The sequence below is a fragment of the Devosia sp. Z11_6 genome (assembly GCF_058133665.1).
Map to the genome: position 1 here is coordinate 91,933 of NZ_JBYUNQ010000006.1, position 18,506 is coordinate 110,438.

The 18,506-nt window shown below is 63.4% G+C and carries 18 protein-coding genes and 1 pseudogene; 9 read left to right on the forward strand and 10 right to left on the reverse strand.

The features are described 5' to 3' along the window. Positions 1–26: 26 nt before the first annotated feature. The 3 genes from AC3YMN_RS16180 to cydD are packed head-to-tail and all read right to left on the reverse strand — an operon-like array spanning position 27 to position 3,929. Complete coding sequence (locus AC3YMN_RS16180) at positions 27–491, reverse strand: hemerythrin domain-containing protein (RefSeq protein ID WP_489890797.1); 465 nt, start codon at positions 489–491, stop codon at positions 27–29. After that, complete coding sequence (cydC, locus tag AC3YMN_RS16185) at positions 484–2,175, reverse strand: thiol reductant ABC exporter subunit CydC (protein ID WP_489890798.1); 1,692 nt, start codon at positions 2,173–2,175, stop codon at positions 484–486. The genes AC3YMN_RS16180 and cydC overlap by 8 nt, the downstream gene beginning before the upstream one ends. After that, the gene (cydD, locus tag AC3YMN_RS16190; RefSeq protein ID WP_489890799.1) at positions 2,172–3,929 is read right to left on the reverse strand and encodes a thiol reductant ABC exporter subunit CydD; all 1,758 of its coding nucleotides are present in this window, start codon (positions 3,927–3,929) and stop codon (positions 2,172–2,174) included. Before cydD ends, cydC begins: the two co-directional genes overlap by 4 nt. 140 nt (positions 3,930–4,069) lie before the next feature. Here cydD and AC3YMN_RS16195 point away from each other — a divergent pair, with 140 nt between their 5' ends. Genes AC3YMN_RS16195 through cydX form a run of 3 tightly spaced genes read left to right on the forward strand, consistent with a single transcriptional unit; the run spans position 4,070 to position 6,925 of the window. Then, a complete protein-coding gene (locus AC3YMN_RS16195) occupies positions 4,070–5,668 on the forward strand; it encodes a cytochrome ubiquinol oxidase subunit I (protein ID WP_489890800.1) in 1,599 nt (532 codons plus the stop codon). Continuing rightward, positions 5,669–6,817, forward strand: coding sequence for a cytochrome d ubiquinol oxidase subunit II (gene cydB, locus AC3YMN_RS16200; RefSeq protein ID WP_489890801.1), 1,149 nt, complete (start codon positions 5,669–5,671; stop codon positions 6,815–6,817). Positions 6,818–6,829: 12 nt separating this feature from the next. Further along, entirely contained in the window at positions 6,830–6,925 is a 96-nt protein-coding gene (gene cydX / locus AC3YMN_RS16205; protein ID WP_127754398.1) for a cytochrome bd-I oxidase subunit CydX, read from the forward strand. Between the two features lie 1,005 nt (positions 6,926–7,930). Here the strand turns inward: cydX and AC3YMN_RS16210 are convergent. From AC3YMN_RS16210 to AC3YMN_RS16230, 5 genes are all read right to left on the reverse strand, one after another. Then, positions 7,931–9,004: a VWA domain-containing protein gene (locus tag AC3YMN_RS16210; RefSeq protein ID WP_489890802.1), complete on the reverse strand. Its 1,074-nt coding sequence runs from the start codon at positions 9,002–9,004 to the stop codon at positions 7,931–7,933. After that, positions 9,001–9,918, reverse strand: a complete 918-nt coding sequence (locus tag AC3YMN_RS16215; RefSeq protein ID WP_489890803.1) for a DUF58 domain-containing protein — start codon at positions 9,916–9,918, stop codon at positions 9,001–9,003. Before AC3YMN_RS16215 ends, AC3YMN_RS16210 begins: the two co-directional genes overlap by 4 nt. Then, positions 9,893–10,909 (reverse strand): AAA family ATPase, encoded by a 1,017-nt coding sequence (locus AC3YMN_RS16220; RefSeq protein WP_248305142.1) that lies wholly within the window; start codon positions 10,907–10,909, stop codon positions 9,893–9,895. The genes AC3YMN_RS16215 and AC3YMN_RS16220 overlap by 26 nt, the downstream gene beginning before the upstream one ends. Positions 10,910–10,927: 18 nt before the next feature. After that, positions 10,928–11,878, reverse strand: coding sequence for a S1C family serine protease (locus tag AC3YMN_RS16225; protein ID WP_489890804.1), 951 nt, complete (start codon positions 11,876–11,878; stop codon positions 10,928–10,930). Between the two features lie 280 nt (positions 11,879–12,158). Next, entirely contained in the window at positions 12,159–12,290 is a 132-nt protein-coding gene (locus AC3YMN_RS16230; RefSeq protein ID WP_489890805.1) for a hypothetical protein, read from the reverse strand. A 59-nt stretch (positions 12,291–12,349) separates the two neighbouring features. Here AC3YMN_RS16230 and AC3YMN_RS16235 point away from each other — a divergent pair, with 59 nt between their 5' ends. Continuing rightward, positions 12,350–12,787 (forward strand): LysR substrate-binding domain-containing protein, encoded by a 438-nt coding sequence (locus AC3YMN_RS16235; protein WP_489890806.1) that lies wholly within the window; start codon positions 12,350–12,352, stop codon positions 12,785–12,787. 343 nt (positions 12,788–13,130) lie between these two features. Here the strand turns inward: AC3YMN_RS16235 and AC3YMN_RS16240 are convergent. Further along, positions 13,131–13,663, reverse strand: a pseudogene (locus AC3YMN_RS16240) (aldo/keto reductase); the annotation flags it as partial. Positions 13,664–13,715: 52 nt separating this feature from the next. On the opposite strand from AC3YMN_RS16240, the gene AC3YMN_RS16245 reads away from it, so the two are divergent. Further along, entirely contained in the window at positions 13,716–14,384 is a 669-nt protein-coding gene (locus tag AC3YMN_RS16245; RefSeq protein ID WP_489890807.1) for a helix-turn-helix transcriptional regulator, read from the forward strand. A gap of 86 nt (positions 14,385–14,470) precedes the next feature. Here the strand turns inward: AC3YMN_RS16245 and AC3YMN_RS16250 are convergent, their stop codons facing one another. Beyond that, positions 14,471–15,400 carry a LysR family transcriptional regulator gene (locus AC3YMN_RS16250; protein WP_489890808.1) on the reverse strand — a complete coding sequence of 310 codons (930 nt, stop codon included), beginning with the start codon at positions 15,398–15,400 and terminating at the stop codon, positions 14,471–14,473. 193 nt (positions 15,401–15,593) lie between these two features. Between AC3YMN_RS16250 and AC3YMN_RS16255 the strand changes: the two genes are divergently transcribed. From AC3YMN_RS16255 to AC3YMN_RS16270, 4 genes are all read left to right on the forward strand, one after another. Next, on the forward strand, positions 15,594–16,322 hold the full coding sequence (locus tag AC3YMN_RS16255) for an SDR family NAD(P)-dependent oxidoreductase (RefSeq protein WP_489890809.1): 729 nt from the start codon (positions 15,594–15,596) through the stop codon (positions 16,320–16,322). Positions 16,323–16,344: 22 nt separating this feature from the next. Then, complete coding sequence (locus tag AC3YMN_RS16260; RefSeq protein ID WP_489890810.1) at positions 16,345–17,433, forward strand: alkene reductase; 1,089 nt, start codon at positions 16,345–16,347, stop codon at positions 17,431–17,433. Between the two features lie 64 nt (positions 17,434–17,497). After that, positions 17,498–17,869: a pirin family protein gene (locus tag AC3YMN_RS16265; RefSeq protein WP_489890811.1), complete on the forward strand. Its 372-nt coding sequence runs from the start codon at positions 17,498–17,500 to the stop codon at positions 17,867–17,869. A 50-nt stretch (positions 17,870–17,919) separates the two neighbouring features. Then, positions 17,920–18,285 carry a pirin family protein gene (locus AC3YMN_RS16270; protein WP_489890812.1) on the forward strand — a complete coding sequence of 122 codons (366 nt, stop codon included), beginning with the start codon at positions 17,920–17,922 and terminating at the stop codon, positions 18,283–18,285. Positions 18,286–18,506 lie beyond the last annotated feature (221 nt).

The window sequence follows — 18,506 nt, forward strand, 5'->3', positions numbered from 1 at the left end:
GGCGCCAAACCGCGCCAGGGCAAGGTCTAGATGGGCGCCGCCCGCGTCTGGTTTTCCACCAGTTGCATGAGCGGCACGAGCAGGTGTTCCTCGAAGGCGATGTGGCGGCGCAATCCCTCAAAGAACCCGCGCAGCATGAAGCCGGCCGCGTCAGGCGACACATTGCGCCGTCCTTCACCATAGGCGTGCAGCATGTCCTGGACTTCCTCGGCGTAGAAGAGGTCGAGCTGGTGGTCGAAGCGCAATTGGTTCAGCGTCCCACCCAGTTCTGCCTCCAACGGCTTAAGGGTGAGGAGCGCCGGAAAAATCTCGCCTTCCTCCAGCATTTGCGCTTCCATCAGCAAGGGGCTGAGCGCGCGCGCCAGTGCCTGGCATTTGTGCGGGTCCACATTGTTGGGCAAGCTGTCGGCCACGGCCTCGAGCTCGTCGCACATGGCGAGGAGCCGGCGGTGGTGGACGGAAAATCCGGCGGCGCTGCTGTGGTCAGGCATGGGCGTTCTCCGCGATTGATGGGGTACGGCGCAGCGGCACGAGGCGGCCGGCCTTGAGGCTGAGCACTGTGTCAAAGCCGCTGGGTGGCAGGCTCGCATGGGTGATGACGATGACGGTGCGTCCGCAGGCAAGCTCGGGTAGGTCGGCGAGGAAGGCAGCTTCGGTTTCGCGATCGAGGCCGCTGGTGGGTTCGTCGAGCACGATCACATCGGCGCTTGAGAGGAGGGTGCGCGCGAGGCAAAGCCGGCGCGCCTGTCCGGCAGATAGGCTCAGGCCCGCTTCGCCCAGATAGCTGTCGAGCCCCTCCGGCAGGCCCGCGACGAGGCCGTCGAGCTTGACGGCGCGCAGCACCTCCCACAAAGCGGCGTCGCTCGCCTCGGGCGCACCGATGCACAGGTTCTCGCGCACGGTGTCGAGGAAAACAGGGGCATCCTGGCTCATCAGAGCCAAGCGCCGGTGCAACTCCGCAGCGCGGATGGCGCGCAGGTCAATCCCGTTGAGCTGCACCGCACCTGCCCGCGGATCGCAAAGACGCGCCAGCAGCTGGGCAATGGTCGACTTGCCGGCGCCGCTGGGCCCGACAATCGCTGCCACACTGCCGGTTGGGATGGTGAAGCTGACATCCTTGAGCACCGGCCGGTCGGCATCATAGCCGAAGGTGACGTTCTCGAAGCGCACCGTGCCACAAGCGGGCACGGCCATGGCCTTGGCGGCTTCGCGTATGCCGGGCGCTTCCTGGGCTAGATCGCGCAGCCGTTCGGCAGCAGCGGCAGCCGAGGCGAGCCGAGTGGCGCTGCGCACCAGCACCGCACAGGCTTCAAAGCTGGCGACCACCGCCAGCACGAGACCGGCAAGCAGGGGACCGTTCAGCACCCCGGCCTGCATGGCCGGAATGCCCGCCAGGAGCATGCCGATAATGGCGGCGCCTGTTGCCACCTGCACCGTAGCCGAAGCCAGTGCGCCATAAAGCCCCAGGCGCCGGCGCGCCCGGGCCAGCCGTTCGCCCGCAGCAGACGCCGCTTTGCTGGCCCGATCGGTTTGCCCGAACAGCACCAGGTCCTGGTGGCGGTCGAGGCCATCCAGCACGGCCTGGCGCAGGGCTGCCGAAGCGCGCACGGCTTCCTCCCCGCTGCGGCGGCAAGCCAGGATCAGCATCACCGGTACGAGCACGGCCGCGGTGAAAAACGCGCCGGCATAAACTAGCCCAGCGGCACCGGACACGGCGCTCAAGCCCAGGCTCATGGCGAGACCCGTCAGCACGGCCGTGGTGATCGGTCCCAAGGCCACGAGGAAGGCAGTATCGAGTGCTTCCACATCGGCGGTGAGGCGGCTGACGAGGTCAGCGCGGCCATGGCGGCGACCCAGTGGCAGGATGGGAAAGAGCTTACCAAAAAGCCAGTGACGGATGTCGCTGAGGAGGCGCAGCGTCGCGTCATGCCCCGCAAGCTTTTCGCCATAGCGCGACAGGATGCGGATAAAGGACAGCCCGCGCACCCCAGCTGATGGCGCAAAGAGGTTGAAGGTCGCTCCGGCGGTGCTGATGGCCGCGGCGGTCAGGAACCAGCCGGACAGGCCCAGCAGCGCAATGCCAGCGGCAAGGGTAACGAGCGAGAGGAGCAGGGCGACAAGGAGGCGCCGGCGTTGCCGCGCAAAGAGCGGCGCGAAGTGCAGGAGCGCGTTCATGCGGCGCCTTTCCGGGAAACAAGAGCTGTGCGGGCAGGGTGGGGCGCGGCCAGAATGCTGCCGCCGGCCATGCGGAAGACCTTGTCCATCCGCTCGGCGACCGCATGGGAGTGGGTGGCGACAAGGAGCGTGCGCCCCGCGGCAAAGTCGAGCAGTCCGTCGAGCACCTGGCTTTCGGTTTGCGCATCGAGATGGGCTGTAGGCTCATCGAGCAGGATCAGGGCAGGATCGCGCAGATAAATGCGCGCCAGCGCGAGCCGCTGCACTTCACCGCCCGAGAGCCCGAGGCCATTTTCGCCCACGAGGGTGTCGAGCCCAAACGGCAGCGCATCGGTAAAGGCGGTGACCTTGGCGCGTTCGGCCGCCCGCCGCACGGCTGCATTGTCGGCGTCCGCGCACCCCAGCCGGATATTGTCGGCAATTGTGCCGGCAAAGATGCGCGGGCGCTGGCCCAACATCGCCACGCGCTGGCGCAGTTCACCCTCCGGCACCGCAGCGAGCGGGATGCCATCGAGCATCACCGTGCCCTCGAATGGGCGCAGGCGGGCAAAGGCTTCCAGCAGTGTCGACTTGCCGATGCCGCTCATCCCCAGGATCGCGTAATGCGCGCCGGCCGGAACCTTGAGGGCCGCCTCGCTGATGACCCTTTGCTCATCGGGCGAAGCGATGGTGATGCTTTCCGCGTGCAGCGAGATGCTGCGATGTTGCGCTGGTGCATTCACAGGCACGGCCTGGGCTTCCGGCGCCGTGGTCAGCTCTGGCAGGTCGCCCAATTGCCGGGCGATCTCGCCGGCCGCTGCCTTGGCCGATGCCCGGTCATGGTAATGGGCGGCCATCAGGCGCAGCGGCTGGTAAACTTCGGGTGCCATGAGGAGGCAGAACAGCCCCGCCTGCAATGTCAGCTCGCTGCCGCGCAGGGAAACGAGGTCGAGAAAGGTCAGCCCGACATAAAGGGCGACACCGGCAACTCCGAGTGCGGCGAAGAATTCGAGCACCGCCGAGGACAAAAAGGCGATGCGCATGACCCGCATGCTGCGCAGCCGCAATTCCTCGCTGGCGTTGAAGATATCGTCGGTCTCAGCCGCTTCGCGCCCGAACAATTTGAGGGTCACGATGCCGCGCAGCCGGTCGGCGAAGCGCCCCGTGAGGCGGCTCAACGCCTGCGCCTGGGCCTTGCTGGCGCTTTCGGCGCCCCAGCCGGCTAGGGCCATGAAGACCGGGATTAGCGGGGCGGTGAACAGGAACAGCAACGCCACCACCCAGTCGATGGGAAAGGCCACAATGGCAAAGGCCAGCGGCAGCACCGCAGCCTGCACCATGGCCGGCATGTAGCGCGCAAAAAAGCCGTCCAGCGCCTCGACCTGCTCGACCAGGGCGGTGCTGAGCGCGCCTGAAGACTGCCGCGCGGTCCAGACGGGTCCCCGCGCGAGCACGGTGTGCAACAGGTCGCGGCGCAGCCTCGCCTTGAGCCCCTCGCTGGCGCGCACCGAGACGATCTCGCTCGCGGCGGCCAGCGCTGCCCGCGCGCCGATCAGCCCGCCGACAACGAGGATGGAAGGCACCAGCTCCGTCAGGCCCGCACCCTCGATCACCGCGCGATGGATCACATCGGCCAGCACCCAGGCTTGCCCCAGCAGCAGCGCGCCGCCCAGCAGCGGCAGTGCCAGCGCCAGAACGGCGGCGCCACCGGCCTGGCGGTAAAGCCGGGTGATCCACCGGCTGCGATCGCGTTCGGATAAGGGAGTGTCGGTCATTACGGGGCCTTGGATGAGTTGGCCCCATCTAGGTGCTCCGTGCCCCCGGCCGCCTTGATCTAGGTCAAGGTAATTTGGCCCCGCCGGTCCTATCGAGGCGCTCATGCCGGCAGGTGCCGGTTTGATTAGGGGCTTTTCGCATGATTGATATGACAGTCGTCGATCTGTCGCGCCTGCAGTTCGCGGCGACAGCGATGTACCACTTCATCTTCGTGCCGCTGACCCTGGGACTTTCGTTCCTCATGGCGATCATGGAGAGCGTCTATGTCATGACCCGCCGGCCGATCTGGCGGCAGATGACATTGTTCTGGGGCGTCTTGTTCGGCATCAACTTCGCCATGGGTGTCGCGACCGGCATCGTGATGGAATTCCAGTTCGGCATGAACTGGAGCTACTACAGCCATTATGTGGGGGACGTGTTCGGCGCCCCGCTCGCCATCGAGGGCCTGATGGCCTTCTTCCTCGAAGCAACCTTTATCGGCCTGTTCTTTTTCGGCTGGGATCGTCTCAAGCCGGTCACCCATCTGGTGGTCACCTGGCTCGTGGCCCTGGGCGCGAACTTCTCCGCGCTCTGGATCCTGATCGCCAATGGCTGGATGCAGAACCCTGTCGGGGCGCTCTTCAATCCCGACACCATGCGCATGGAAGTGGTCAACTTCGTCGAGGTGATCTTCAATCCGGTGGCGCAGGCCAAGTTCGTGCATACGGTTTCCGCCGGCTATGTCACCGGCTCGGTGTTCGTTCTGGGCGTAAGCGCCTTGTTCCTCCTCCAGGGCCGCCATGTGGAGCTCGCCAAGCGTTCGATGACGGTTGCCGCCTCGTTCGGTCTGGCCTCGGCCCTCTCGGTCGTGGTGCTGGGCGATGAGTCGGGCTACGTCGCCACCGAGCACCAGCAGATGAAGATTGCTGCCATGGAGCTCATGTATGAGACCGAGCCGGCCCCTGCTGGGCTCAATCTCTTTGCCATTCCTGGAGCCGACAACCGCCCGGCCTTTACTGTCCAGCTGCCCTGGGTGCTGGGCCTGATCGCGACGCGCTCGCTCGATCGCGACCTGCCTGGCATCACCGAGCTGGTTGAGCATGCGGCGGTGCGCATCGCCAGTGGCGTTGAAGCCTATAAGGGGCTCGAGGGCATCCGGGCCAATCCCGCAGACAGTGCTGCCCGTGCCCTTTTCGAAGAACACCAGCGCGACCTCGGCTATGCACTGCTGCTCAAGCGGTATCGCGACGACGTCCAAAACGCCACCGGCGAGGAAATCGCTCAGGCAGCGCTCGATACCGTGCCCGATGTCTGGCCGCTCTTCTGGAGCTTCCGCGTCATGGTCTTTGTGGGCATGTTCTACATCGTCTTTTTCGCGCTATGGTTCCTCAAGGCCAGCCAGCACCGGCTCCACACCAACCGTGTCCTGCTGTGGGCGGCCGTCCTGACCATCCCGCTGCCCTGGATCGCCATCGAAGCCGGCTGGATCATTGCCGAATATGGCCGCCAGCCTTGGGTGGTGGAGGGCGTGCTGCCCACCTTCTACGCGGCCTCGGGCCTCAACTGGTGGGACCTGGCCATCTCGCTGACCTTCTTCATGATCGTCTACACCGTCCTTTTCGTCATCATGACCTGGCTTATGGTGCGGGTGATCAAGGCGGGCCCTTCCGACAAGCTCGGGCTTGGCCTTCCCGTAGAGGATTTCACGGGCCGGCGCACGCCGCCTGCACCCAGCCCCAATGCGGAGATCGCAGCTTAAATGAGTGCTATTCCTCTCGACTACGAAGTGCTGCGCCTCATCTGGTGGGGTTTGCTTGGCACCCTGCTGATCGGTTTCGCTATCATGGGTGGCATGGATCTGGGCGTGGGTGCCCTGCTGCCCGCGGTGGGGCGCACCGATGAGGAGCGGCGCGTCCTCATCAATCTCATCGGCCCGACCTGGGAAGGCAACCAGGTCTGGCTCGTGCTGGGGGGCGGCGCGATCTTTGCCGCCTGGCCCACCCTTTATGCGGTGAGCTTTTCCGGCTTCTACATCGCGATGATTGCCATTCTGCTGGCGCTGATCCTGCGTCCGGTGGGCTTCAAGTTTCGCGGCAAGGTCAAGGATCCGCGCTGGCAAAAGGCCTGGGATTGGGGCCTCTTCCTCGGTGGCTTCGTGCCGGCGGTGGTGTTTGGCGTGGCCGTAGGCAACGTCTTTCTCGGCGCTCCCTTCGGTTTTGATGCCAATATGCGCATCAGCTATGCCGGCAACTTCTTTGGCCTGCTGACGCCCTTTGCCCTCCTAGCGGGGATCGTCAGCCTTTGCATGCTCCTCACCCAGGGGGCGAGCTATATCGCCATGCGCACCGAAGGCATCACCGCCGAGCGGGCACGCCTTTATGGCCGCTGGGCCGCCCTTGCCACCATCATTCTCTTTGTGGTCGGCGGGATCGCGGCGCTGTTCTTGCTGAATGGCTATCGGGTCACGAGCATCCAGAACCTGGCCGGCCCCTCCAATCCGCTGGGCAAGACCGTTGTGGTCGAGCGTGGCGCCTGGGCGGCCAATTACAGCGCCTATCCCTGGATGATGATCGCTCCGGTTCTGGCCATTCTTGGCTCGGCCACGGCGTTTCTTGCCCTTGGCGCCCGGCGCAAGCTTGCCGCCTTTATCGGCTCGAGCCTTGCCATTTTCGGCATCATCAGCACGGCCGGATTGTCGCTGTTCCCGTTCCTGCTCCCGTCTTCGCTCGATCCCTCGATGAGCCTTACGGTTTGGGACAGCTCGTCGAGCCAGCTCACCTTGTTCCTGATGCTGGTGATGACGATCATCTTCCTGCCCATCGTCCTTGGCTACACCAGCTGGGTCTTCAGCGTCATGCGCGGGCCTGTCACCACCGCCAGCCTTGGCCGCAATCCCAACGCTTACTAGGAGTTCAGTTCAATGTGGTACTTCGCCTGGATCCTCGGGGTAGGGCTCGCCTGCTCTTTCGCCATCCTCAATGCCATGTGGTACGAGATGCGCGACGATCGCTTCTGAGAGAGCGCTTGGCGGGACGTGCTTGCATGTCCCGCTTTTTCATTGTGGCCTCTACCCGCCGAACCTACCGAGGGGCAGTCCGCCCCTGGCTTCAATGCCCCTCATTCGGTCGTCCAGGCCATCTTCGATTCCTGATTGCTACCGGTCCGCTTAGCTTGCTACCATAGCTTGCCTGAAGTCCATGTCAGATGCCTGCTGGTGGAGGCTCGCAATGGATCGCTTATCCCATCGGACTGGTGTCACCTGAAAGTGGCGGGTGGCATTTGCGTGCACTGCCTTCGCGGTGCTCTTGCTCCCGGCCGTAGCCACGCAAGTGTCTGGCGAAGTGAACTGGGGCGCCGAGGATTTCTTTGCAGCAGCGGGCCTATTGGCGGCAGCTTGGGCTGCAATCGAAGTTCTTTTCAGAGCGGTTCAAACTGTCCGCGCACGATTAATGGGCACAAGCTTAGCGCTCATTGCTCTTCTTGCCGTCTGGGCACAACTGGCCGTCGGCATCTTCTAGCTCTCCCCCGCTAGTGCCCGCTACCGCAGCGAAACGCAACGATTTGAGGGCCTCCGATCGGCTTGGCCGACCATCGGAGCTGAAATCGAGCACTGGTTTCACGATCAGTCTGGCTGCTGCTGACCACGACGCGCGACCGTCACCATCACGATGTCGCTTTTGAGAAGCGGCGCAGATATTCGCAACGGCGGGTCTGGGGCGCGTAGCGGTCCGTCCGATGTTGGTTGCGGCACGCTGGAAAGCAGTCACGCTGTGCACGGTCGTGCCGATGGCGCATTTGGGGCAGACAGCGGTGTGGCAGTACTCAGGATCGTCCCGTGACAAACTGCCGTTCCGCTACCTGGATTCGCAACACGCCACTCCGGCTTCCTTAATTTCAACAGGCGGGGCGTCGCTACTGCAGATCTGCCAGCAAAACAGCTATCGAACCGGGGAATGCATGAAGCAGAAAGTAACCACACACTCGGGACCCCAAGCTTTGCCCGCAGAGCTCGCGCCAAAGATCAGGCTACGCGCCCAAGCCAGAGCATGGACAAGCCAGCGGCGGCGAGGGTGAGGAGGGCGCCGAGGCCGGCGAAGAGGAAGGCGATTTCGGTGAGCTTTTTTTCTTCGATCAGGCGGGTCGCCAGCGTTCCGTAAACCTCCGACAACGCCTCGGCGGACTGTGCCTCGAAATACTCACCTTCCGTGGTAGCGGCGATGGCCTGCAGGGTTGGTGCGTCGAGCATGGCGCGCATGAAGCGGCCGCCGAAATCGACGACTTCGCCACCGGTCGAACCGAAGCCCACCGTATAAACCCGTACCCCGTGATCGGCGGCCAGTTTTCCCGCAGCCATGGGATCGGGGCCGGTGGTCGTTGCCCCGTCCGTCAGCAGAATGATGACCGCGTTCTCGTAGGAGCCCGGTTCCACCGGCACATGTTCTGCCTGCTCGGGCTCCGGCTCGGCGTTGTCCAGCGAACGGCCGGTCTGGGGCGCACCGCCACCGCTACGCATCCCCAGTTGATCACGTGGGTCATAGCCTTCGATCTCAAAGGAGCGGTCGGGAAAGATGGTGGAAAGCGCCGTGATCACGCCCGCGCCCACGGCGGTGCCGCGCCGCAGGTCAAAGCCATCAACGGCGGTCGTGAGCAGTTCCCGATCAAGCGTGGGGGCCTGCATCAGGACAGCAGAAGCGGCAAAGGCCACGATGCCGATCTCCACATCCATGGGCTGGCTGGTGATGAAGGCCTTGGCCGCTTCCTGCGCGGCAGCAATGCGCGAGGGCGACATATCAGTGGCGCGCATGGAGCCGGAGGTGTCGATCGCCAGGATCACCGTGGAGCGGGAACTGGGCAGGGTGACCACCGCCGCCGGGCGCGCCACGGCCAGCACCAGCACGCCAACGGCAAGCAGCAACAGCGCCGGCGGCACATGGCGGCGCCAGCCGGGCCCCTTGCCGAGCGCCTGCCGGATGAGCGGCAGATTGGCATAGCGCAGCGCCGTTTTCTTGCGGCGGCGCAGGATCCAGACATAGGCGCCCACCAGCAACGGCAGGAGCAGCAACAACCAGAGCATATCGGGCCAGAGAAAGGTCATGCCGTTGCTCCTGCTATGGCGCCACTCGCGCTGATCCTGCGCATGGTGACGAATCTGAGGATGGCGTCGGCCAGATCGTCGGCCGTCGAGAGTTCAAGCGCATCGACGCCAGCCTGGGTGAAGCCGGCGACGATCTCTTCTTCCCATTGCCCGGCCAGCGCGCTGAACCGATCCCTGAAGGCCCGGTCACCGGTATCGACAAGCAACTGCTCGCCCGTTTCGGCGTCTTCGATGGCCAGCAGGCCCAGATCTGGGAGTGCCTGCTCGAGGGGATCGACCAGCCGCACGGCAACGGCTTCGTGGCGGCGCGCGAGCGCGCCAAGAGAGGATTGCCAGCCGGGAAGGGACACAAAGTCAGATACGGCAAAGACGATGGACCGGCGCTTGAGCGCCGAGCCGGCGCGGTGAAAAAAGCCACCAAGATCGGTCTGCGGTGCGCGCAGGCGCCGGGGATGGCTGAGCACCTTGTCGATCAGATGCAGCAGATGGCGGCGGCCGCCGCGGGCGGGAACGATGAGCTCGTCGACGCCATCAAACAGAATGGCGCCCACCTTGTTGCCGTGATGCACGAATATTCGTGCGAGCGCGGCGGTGAATTCGGTCAGCACCTGCCGCTTGTTGGTGTCGGCGGAGCCGAAATCGACCGAGGGGCTGAGATCGAGCAGGAACCAGGCGGTCACCTCGCGATCCTCGTGAAAGATGCGCACATGGGGCACCTGGGTGCGCGCGGTGACGTTCCAATCGATGTGGCGGACATCGTCGTGAGCCTGGTATTCGCGTAAGTCCGCGAAATCGAGGCCAGCGCCGCGGAACAGCGTGCGGTAATTGCCCTGCAATGCGCCATCGAGCTGGCGCACCACGGTCCATTCCACGCGCTGGAGCAGCGCTTCAGCTTGCCGAGGCGAGGCGGGCATGGGTTTGCAGGGGTTGTTCGGGAGCCGGGACGGCCCGAAGGATCTGGTTGATGATCCCGTCGGGACCGATGGATTCCGAGAGCGCCTCGTAGGACAGGACAATGCGGTGGCGCATGACATCGGCCGCCACGTCGATCACATCCTGGGGCAAGACATACTCGCGGCCCCTCAGGAAGGCGAGCGCTCGCCCGGCTTCGATCATGTTGATGCTGGCCCGCGGGCTCGCGCCATAGGTGATCAGGCGCTGCAGGTCCTTGAGCCCGACCAGTTCGGGGTTGCGGGTGGCTGCAACCAGCCGCACCACGAACTGGATCAGCGTCGGATCGACGTAAAGCTGCCGCGCCCGCGCCTGAAGGGCAATGAGTTGCTCGGTGGTCGCCACTTTAGCCACGGTCTGCATCACCCCGGTTACGCGCGAGACGATCACGAATTCTTCTTCCTCGGAGGGATAGCCGACCAGCACCTTCATCATGAAGCGGTCCACCTGCGCTTCGGGCAGCGGGTAGGTTCCTTCCGTTTCGATGGGGTTTTGCGTCGCCATCACGACGAAGGGCTCGGGCACCCGGTGGCTTTGGCCGGCAATGGTGACCTGCCGTTCCTGCATCACTTCGAGGAGGGCACTTTGTACCTTGGCCGGGGCCCGGTTGATTTCGTCCGCGAGCAGCAGATTGCAGAACACCGGCCCGAGGGACGTGGTGAACTCGCCATCCTTGTTGTTGTAGATGCGGGTGCCGACAAGATCGGCGGGCACCAGGTCGGGCGTGAACTGTATGCGCTTGAACTGCCCCTGGATCGCATGGGCCAGGGTGTTGACGGTCAGTGTCTTGGCGAGGCCCGGAACCCCCTCGACCAGGAGGTGGCCCTTGGCCAGAAGGGCGATCAACACGCGCTCAAGGAAATGGTCCTGCCCGACCACGACCTTTTTGACTTCATAGAGCACCTGCTCCATCAAGGAGGCGGCGGGCGTCGGGGTCTCGATTGGATCGTCCATGGCTGCTTCCGTTCCTGGCTAAAGCGGTGACTCTTCGACGGCGCCCCCGGCTTCCTCGATGGTGGCGGCAAAGGCGATACCGGCAAAAGTGCGCAGCCCCGAGGGATTGAGGATGGCGGTGACGATGCCGACGACCTCGCCATCGGCATTGACCAGCGGGCCGCCCGAATTGCCGGGATTAGCGGCTGCATCGAACTGGATCAGGTTGCGCATGGTGCTTTCGCCTTCCCGCTCGAGCACGCGCAACAGGCCCGACACCACGCCGGCCGAGGCGGAGGGGCCGATGCCGAAAGGAAAGCCGACAGCCACAACATCGTCCCCCGGGCGCAGACTGCTGCTCGAGCCGAGCGTTGCCGGGAGCAGGTCATCGGGCAGCACGCTGGGGCGGATGATGGCAAGGTCGAGTTCGGGTCGGGCGCCGACGATCGTGGCGTCGGCTTCGGTGCCATCAAAGAACGACACCCGCAGCCGCTTGGCGGCGCGCACAACATGCAGATTGGTCAGGATAGTGCCCTGGTCGTCGATGACGACGCCGCTGCCGACGGCGGTGAACTCTTCATGGAAATCTTCTTCGATCTCCCCCGATTGGGGCAGTTCGGCTGCCGGCGGCTCCCCGGCCTGGGCGCGAGCCGCGGGTTCTTCACCGGCAGCCGGGTCATAGCCAGTGACCCGCACCACCGAAGGAATAATGGTAGCATAAGCCTGGGATGCGATTGACGGGGGGCGTCCGCGCTCGTCGAGGGCGAAGTTCACGGCGTCGTTGATGTCGCCCTGGCTCAGGTTCTGGCCGGGCGGACGCAACACGTCGTAGAGCCCCACCAGCAAGAGGGCGAGGAGCACCGAGGACAGCACCAGCACCTTGCCTTGATGCTGGTTGTAGGTCCGGTGCAGGTGCTGGCGCGCGCGGTGGGAGAAACTAGGTTCTTGGGCGGCAGGATCAGCTGCCTGGGGAAGGGGGCGTGTGGCCATAGCGCGCCCCGACGGCTGGCCCGTGCGCGCCTTGTTCGATCCGATATAAACCGGTCGTCGCTTCACCCCGGGACACTCCCGTTGAGCGGGCGCAGGAGGCGCCCGGCAGCTGCCTAACCCCTCAAGCCTAGCCTTCCCCGCTCCGAATGGAACCCGCTCTCAAAAACGTGCGCTCCGGCGTCCTCGCGAATGGTTACTGCGTAGTTCGCACCGCTTGAAAGCCCGATCCTGGAGGGGGCGCCGGTGAAGGCAAGGAACCCCAGATAGCGCAGCCAGGCCTTCAGCACGCGAGTTCGGAAGTGAGTGGCGCCGTCCATCCCTTGACGTTGCCGAAGACGTGCTCGACAGTACAGCGGCGGACCGCCATCGCGTCGGGCATCACTTCAAAGCGGCGCTCCATGGCATCGAGCACCGCTTCGTTCTCCCACCTTCGGATCCGCTTCTCTTTGCCAGACGTGCATAAAGGGCGAGATGCGCAGCCACCGCAGGCTTTTGCAACATCCCTGCGCCAAGCTGAGCGCCGTGACCCTCGAGGATGTCGCAGACTATCCGTGGATCGTCTGCTCGGCCAATATGCCGATGCGCCGGCTACTGGAGCGCGAGTTCAATGAGTACGGGCTGCAATTCCCGACCAATCTGGTGGAAACCACCTCGGCGTTTGCTACAATGTCCCTGATGCGGCACAGCCATCAGATGGTAGCCCTGCTATCCACCGACGTCGGTAATTTCTTTTCGCAGTCGGCGGCGGTCCGGGTGCTGCCGGTGACCCTGCGCACACGCTCAGAGCCCAATATGCTGGTCACGCGCTGGGACCGGCAACAGTCTCCCGTCGTGCGAATGTTTATCGAGCAGCTCGGCGACTCCAAGCTGGAATCTCAGGCGAGTATGTCCGTATCGATGCCGGCATGACACCGAACCGGCGAATCTCAGCGGCCTTGATCAGATACCAGATCAGACCTGGGGGCCGTGAAAGGTGTTGCAGCTCTCGGCATGCCGGCGCATGTGCTCTGACCTTCGAATGGGGTCAAGCCGCTGTTCAGCACCGTGCCTATTCCGGCAGTTCGACTGGCGGGGGTGAGAAGTGTCAGGTCACTTTTGGTCGGAACGTCTAGGGAGCCACCTTCAGCCAAAGCCTTATTACGCAGATATCGTCAACTTGCTCTCGCAGCGCTGAAGATCTCTGGCCTATGTCCGGCTTTCTTCCTCTTGCCGAGGCGCTATATGGGCAGGGGGCTGAGTTCTGGGTCAATCGCTTGGCCTTAAGCATGGGTGCGATTTCGCGTTCCAGATCCCGTCCAACCAGCGAGTAGTAGGATTGAACCGACTGGAAGCGTGAGGCATTGAGGCGATCGGCAACCCCGAGCGCCTCCACGGCCTGTCTGGCTGCCCAGTTCGACACACCTACGTAGCGCACATGTCCCTGCCGCACGAGATCATCAAGGGCCCGCACCATTTCCTCGACCGGTGTTGCCGGATCGAGACCATGCAGCTGGTAGACGTCGATATGGTCCGTGCCTAAGCGCTTCAGGCTTGCTTTGACCTTGTCCATGATGTGGTAGCGCGACGCGCCGCCATCATTGACGCCGGGTCCCATCATACCTTCCGCCTTGGTGGCGATGACAATGTCTTTCCGGGCAATGCCCAGATTCTTGAGAGCCTGTCGGTTATCTGTTCTGAGCCGCCGCCACCACCATAGACATTGGCGGTGCCGATGAAGTTGATGCCCGCATCGATCGCTCGGCGCACAATCGCATCGGCATCGGCCTGCAGCAAGCCGCCAATTTCCGGCAGTTGGATCATGGCCCCTGCGGACAGACTTTTTCGGCTACTCTAGGCGATGCGCGTCATGCCCGCGCTGATCACGGCAGCACGGCTGGCGGAGGAGACCGGCATCTCACTGCGCTCCCTTTACCGCGACATCGACAGCCTGCGGGCTGCTGGGGCTCGGATTGAGGGCGAGCGTGGCTATGGCTATCGGCTCATCGAGGACTATTCGCTGTCACCCCAGACCTTCAACCGCACCGAAATCGAAGCGCTGGCCCTGGGACTGGCCGAGGTCAGGCATATGGGCGACCCGGCGCTGGCAAAGGCCGCAATCTCAGTAATTGCCAAGATTGCCGCGACGCTACCGGACGAAGGCGAGCAGCATTTGTTCCATGCTATTTCTCAGGTCTATCGGCCCGATGCCCGCTTTTCCTCCCCGGCCGGACTGCACCTGATCAGGGAAGCCTGCTGGAAGGAGAATGCACTCACCATTGGCTATGCCGACAAAGGCAATGTGGTAACCGAGCGCACCATTCTGCCCCTTGCAGTCATGTATACGGACAGGAGCCTGACAGTGCTGGCCTGGTGTTGCCTGCGTACAGCCTTTCGCATGTTTCGCGCCGATCGCATGATAGAAGTCCGCCTGGCCGGCACGAGTTTCCGGCCCAGGCGCGCTTCCATGCTCCGCGACTATCTTGCCGAGCTCAACTCCCGCCCGGCGCAGCGCCAGCAGGCGGGCTGACAGCGGCTGTCCTGTCTCCGGGCCGGTGCTATTTCTTCACACCGTCAACCTGCTTTCAATCAAGGCCCTACGCGTGAACGCTTAACCTAGCTCAGCCAATCGGTTTCCATGCTCTTCACGGCCCAAGGTGTCAGCGGGGTTATTTCGCCGAGGAAATCTGCAAAGGCGCGCACTGTTGGGGCGAGTTCCCGCTTGCTGGGATAGATCAGCGACAAGGGGATGGGCGGCACCGTCCACTCGGGCAAGAGCCTGATCAGTCGCCCCGCGGTCAAATCCTCTTCGCAAAGATAGCGCGAGATGACGCCGATGCCGGCGCCGTTACGCACCAGCCGATGGATGGTCAAGGCGTCATCCACGGCAATGGTTGGCTTCAGATCGACGACGCGTTCTTCCCTAGTGTTCTGCAGCCGCCAGCGGCGGGGCCGTCCGTCCGTGGAAGGCATGTCGACAATCCTGTGGGCGGAAAGGTCCTCGGGCCGCTCCGGACCGATCCGGCCAGCCAGGTAATCTGGTGAAACGCAGATCTCGCGAGGGATCGCGCCAAGCTTGCGCGAAACGAAACTGGAGTCCGATAGCTCGCCAAAGCGCAGCGCGACGTCGATCCCTGCCGCGAGAAGGTCCACCCGGCTGCTTTCCAGACGAAGCTCGATCTCTATCTCAGGATAGCGCTCAGCAAATCGCGGCAAGTGCTCCGACAACACATTGATCCCCAAGCTGATGCCCGCACTGATGCGTAATGGGCCAGAAGGCACCCCTCGAAGCTCATCGATATAGCCCAGCGCTTGGCGAAGATCGGACATGATGGCCTCCGCCCGCCTGAACAGCGCCGCTCCCGCCGGCGTTAGCGCCACGTCCCGCGTAGTGCGGTGCATCAGCCGCGTTCCAAGGGCCTCCTCCAAGCTCGCGACAGCCCGGCTGACATTTGAGCGCGGCAAGCTTAGTTCCCGGGCCGCAGCCGAAAAGCTCGATCGGGCAGCGACGCGCTCAAAGATTTGCAGCTGGTTCAAGTCGATCATGGATTGTCCCGTAAACGCAACAGTGCTTGTCGAAAGCACTGTCTACTGCACTGCCGCGTTTAAAGCCATCTTCCTCTCACAAGGGACGGAATAGACCAGCTGTCGTGGCCAATGTTGGCGGCGTGTGTGCCAGAGGCGGCACATCAACCAGGGTGCGCTTCAGTGGGCCGTCTCCACAATCGCGAGATGAAACATGAAGACCAACAGAACTGTAGTGATCACCGGCGCCGCCGGCGGCATGGGCACCCACTTCGTGCGCCGCTTTCTGGACAACGACGACACGGCCGTGGCGACAGGCCTCACGCAAGAAGGCCTAGACCTGCTCGGCACTGACGGGCGCCTGCATAAGATTGCGGCCGACCTCGCAAGCGAGGACGGCATATCCAGGATCGTGAGCCACATCGGGGCGACCACCGGTCGCGTGGATGTCCTCGTCAACAATGCGGGCTGGTTCCCGGTCCAACCATTCGGAGAGATCACCGGGGAGGATTGGCGCCGCGTCCTCGACGTAAACCTGGTTGCTCCCGCTCTCCTCACTCGTGCGCTCCTTCCCTTCATGATCAGTCGGGGCTGGGGCCGCCTGGTCAATATCGGCTCAGGCTCGTTCTACGGCGGTGTCCCTGGCCAGGTGCACTATGTCGCCGCCAAGGCCGGCATTATCGGCATGACCAGGTCGCTGGCTCGCGAGTTCGGGCATGAGGGCATCACCGCCAATGTTGTTGCTCCCGGCCTCACCATGACCGCCAAAGCGCGGGCAACGCTGCCCGTCTCCATCCAAGAAGCCCAGATCAATCTTCGCTCCCTCAAGCGCGAGGAGGTCCCGGAAGACCTCGTCGGCACCGTCTTCTTCCTCGCGTCGCCCGACAGCGATTTCGTGACCGGCCAGTCCATCGTCGTGGACGGCGGCAACACCATGCTCTGACCTGAAACCAAGGACCACAACGATGACCGAACTCTTCACGCCCTATGACTTCAACGGACTGCGCCTGCCTAACCGCATCGTCATGGCGCCCATGACCCGGACCCGCGCCATGGAAAACGGCGTCCCCACTGAGGTGATGATCGACTATTATGTTCAGCGCGCCAGTGCCGGACTGAACATCACCGAATGCACGCAGGTCTCCGATCAAGCACATGGGATCATTCGGGCTCCTGGGATCCATCGCGACGACCAGATCGCCGGCTGGCGTAAAGTCACCGATGCGGTTCACGCTGCGGGAGGCCGGATCTACAACCAGATCTGGCATGCAGGCCGCGTCTCCCACCCAGAGATTCGCAATGGCGAACTCCCGGTCGGGCCTTCCCCGGTCGCTGCATCTGGCAATTTCTTCTTGCCACGTGGCAGGGTCGATTTTCCCCAGCCACGCGAACTGGGTGCCGCCGAGTTGCCGTCCATCATCGAGGACTTTGCCCAGGCCACGCGCAATGCTCGCGAGGCCGGTTTTGACGGTGTCGAACTGCATGGCGCCAATGGCTATCTGCAGGATCAATTCCTGCAGGACGGCTCTAACCACCGCAACGACAGCTGGGGCGGGTCCGTCGCCAATCGTGCCCGGCTCCTGCTGGAAACGGCCGAAGCCATGATTGCCGCCTGGTCAGCCGACCGAGTGGGCGTTCGGCTCTCTCCGTCTTCCGTGCTCTATGGCATGCACGACAGCAACAAGCGCCAAACCTTCGGCTATGCCGTGCGCGAACTTTATCGCCTCGGCGTGGGATATCTTCATCTCACCGAGCCAAACAAGGCCGCCTATGACGCGGGGCCTGTTGAGATCGGGAATGTTGCCGAAACATTCCGTCCCATGTTCGGGCGCACGGTGATCATCAATGGTGGCTTCAACAGGGCCAAAGGCGATGCAGTCCTGTCCGCGGGACACGCGGACCTTGTTGCCTTCGGAGTGCCTTTCCTCGCCAATCCCGACCTGGTGGAGCGCCTGCGCGTCGGAGGGCCCTTCAACACTCCCGACCCAACGACTTTCTACGGCGAGGGCGCCCGCGGTTACACCGACTATCCTCGTCTTGAGCTCGCCAACTAAACCGACATCACCAACACCATTGCTCCACTAGCGCACAGCGCCAGTGGAGCCATCAGAGGAAGTCATGAACAGCATTGATGGCCATCGGCCTGTCCAATCTCCCACAACTCGTATCATCAAGCGTGCATCCAAGCGCCGGCACAAGGTGGACGGGTTTTCCATCGAAATCCTGTTTCCCGGTCTGGCCGCTGGAGCAACCGATAGCGGGATTGGCTCAATTGGCCGCATAGACGATGCGTCCATTTCTCCCGGGACGCTGGTGGGAATGCACCCTCACCAGGACGACGAAATCCTCACCTATCTGCGTAGCGGCCGGGTTATGCACAAGGACACTGTCGGGAAAGAAGAGGTAATTTCCCCAAGCCGGCTGATGCTGATGAGCGCCGGTCAGCGCTATGAGCACGAGGAACTGGTTGATCCTGCGGGCGCCCCCTAAGGGCGCTGCAGATCTTCTTGCGGCCCAGTGCGGCAGCGCTGAAGCCCCAAGTGCAATTTCACGAGTTTCCCAGCCCCGTCTCGGAACAAGCCTGGCGCCGCATCGCCGGACCGCTCGACAGCGACCCGCTGGTAATCCGCAGTTCGACCTGGGTGGACGATGGAGCTTTCCCCGCCGGCAGCGCGCTGGATTTTCCATCTGTTCCAGCCAGAGCATTTTTTCGACTGCTCTATGTGTTTGCCGGCAGCATCAGGGTCGATGAAGCTCGATTGAGCGCCGGCGACGCCGTCGTACTTGCCAGCACGACACAGAACATTGTCACCGTTGAGCGCAGTGAACTTGTCCTGCTCACGACGGACACTGCTGAACCCGTGTACAAAGGTGGGATGTTCAGCGGCAATATTCTTTCCAGGTAAGTGGGTCGCGCATCCCAGCGTCGGCCAGACGCTACGCCCTCGAGCACGTCCTGGGTACCCTCAAGGGAAGGCGGGCGCCACTCACTTCCGAACGCGCGCTCCAAAGATCGCGATCACCGCAACAGCATGGTGACGTGAAGCCGCGACAGCGTCATCTGTGAGCGAGAGCTGCTTTTTGGCATCGCAGCCGCTTCGCCCAACGCCTTTGGCATGTCGATCGT

Excerpts from the sequence above, each read along its gene's own strand:
- AC3YMN_RS16180 (WP_489890797.1), bottom strand. The coding sequence starts at position 491 with ATGCCTGACCACAGCAGCGCCGCCGGATTTTCCGTCCACCACCGCCGG.
- cydC (WP_489890798.1), bottom strand. The coding sequence starts at position 2,175 with ATGAACGCGCTCCTGCACTTCGCGCCGCTCTTTGCGCGGCAACGCCGG.
- cydD (WP_489890799.1), bottom strand. The coding sequence starts at position 3,929 with ATGACCGACACTCCCTTATCCGAACGCGATCGCAGCCGGTGGATCACC.
- AC3YMN_RS16195 (WP_489890800.1), top strand. The coding sequence starts at position 4,070 with ATGATTGATATGACAGTCGTCGATCTGTCGCGCCTGCAGTTCGCGGCG.
- cydB (WP_489890801.1), top strand. The coding sequence starts at position 5,669 with ATGAGTGCTATTCCTCTCGACTACGAAGTGCTGCGCCTCATCTGGTGG.
- cydX (WP_127754398.1), top strand. The coding sequence starts at position 6,830 with ATGTGGTACTTCGCCTGGATCCTCGGGGTAGGGCTCGCCTGCTCTTTC.
- AC3YMN_RS16210 (WP_489890802.1), bottom strand. The coding sequence starts at position 9,004 with ATGACCTTTCTCTGGCCCGATATGCTCTGGTTGTTGCTGCTCCTGCCG.
- AC3YMN_RS16215 (WP_489890803.1), bottom strand. The coding sequence starts at position 9,918 with ATGCCCGCCTCGCCTCGGCAAGCTGAAGCGCTGCTCCAGCGCGTGGAA.
- AC3YMN_RS16220 (WP_248305142.1), bottom strand. The coding sequence starts at position 10,909 with ATGGACGATCCAATCGAGACCCCGACGCCCGCCGCCTCCTTGATGGAG.
- AC3YMN_RS16225 (WP_489890804.1), bottom strand. The coding sequence starts at position 11,878 with ATGGCCACACGCCCCCTTCCCCAGGCAGCTGATCCTGCCGCCCAAGAA.
- AC3YMN_RS16235 (WP_489890806.1), top strand. The coding sequence starts at position 12,350 with ATGCGCAGCCACCGCAGGCTTTTGCAACATCCCTGCGCCAAGCTGAGC.
- AC3YMN_RS16245 (WP_489890807.1), top strand. The coding sequence starts at position 13,716 with ATGCGCGTCATGCCCGCGCTGATCACGGCAGCACGGCTGGCGGAGGAG.
- AC3YMN_RS16250 (WP_489890808.1), bottom strand. The coding sequence starts at position 15,400 with ATGATCGACTTGAACCAGCTGCAAATCTTTGAGCGCGTCGCTGCCCGA.
- AC3YMN_RS16255 (WP_489890809.1), top strand. The coding sequence starts at position 15,594 with ATGAAGACCAACAGAACTGTAGTGATCACCGGCGCCGCCGGCGGCATG.
- AC3YMN_RS16260 (WP_489890810.1), top strand. The coding sequence starts at position 16,345 with ATGACCGAACTCTTCACGCCCTATGACTTCAACGGACTGCGCCTGCCT.
- AC3YMN_RS16265 (WP_489890811.1), top strand. The coding sequence starts at position 17,498 with ATGAACAGCATTGATGGCCATCGGCCTGTCCAATCTCCCACAACTCGT.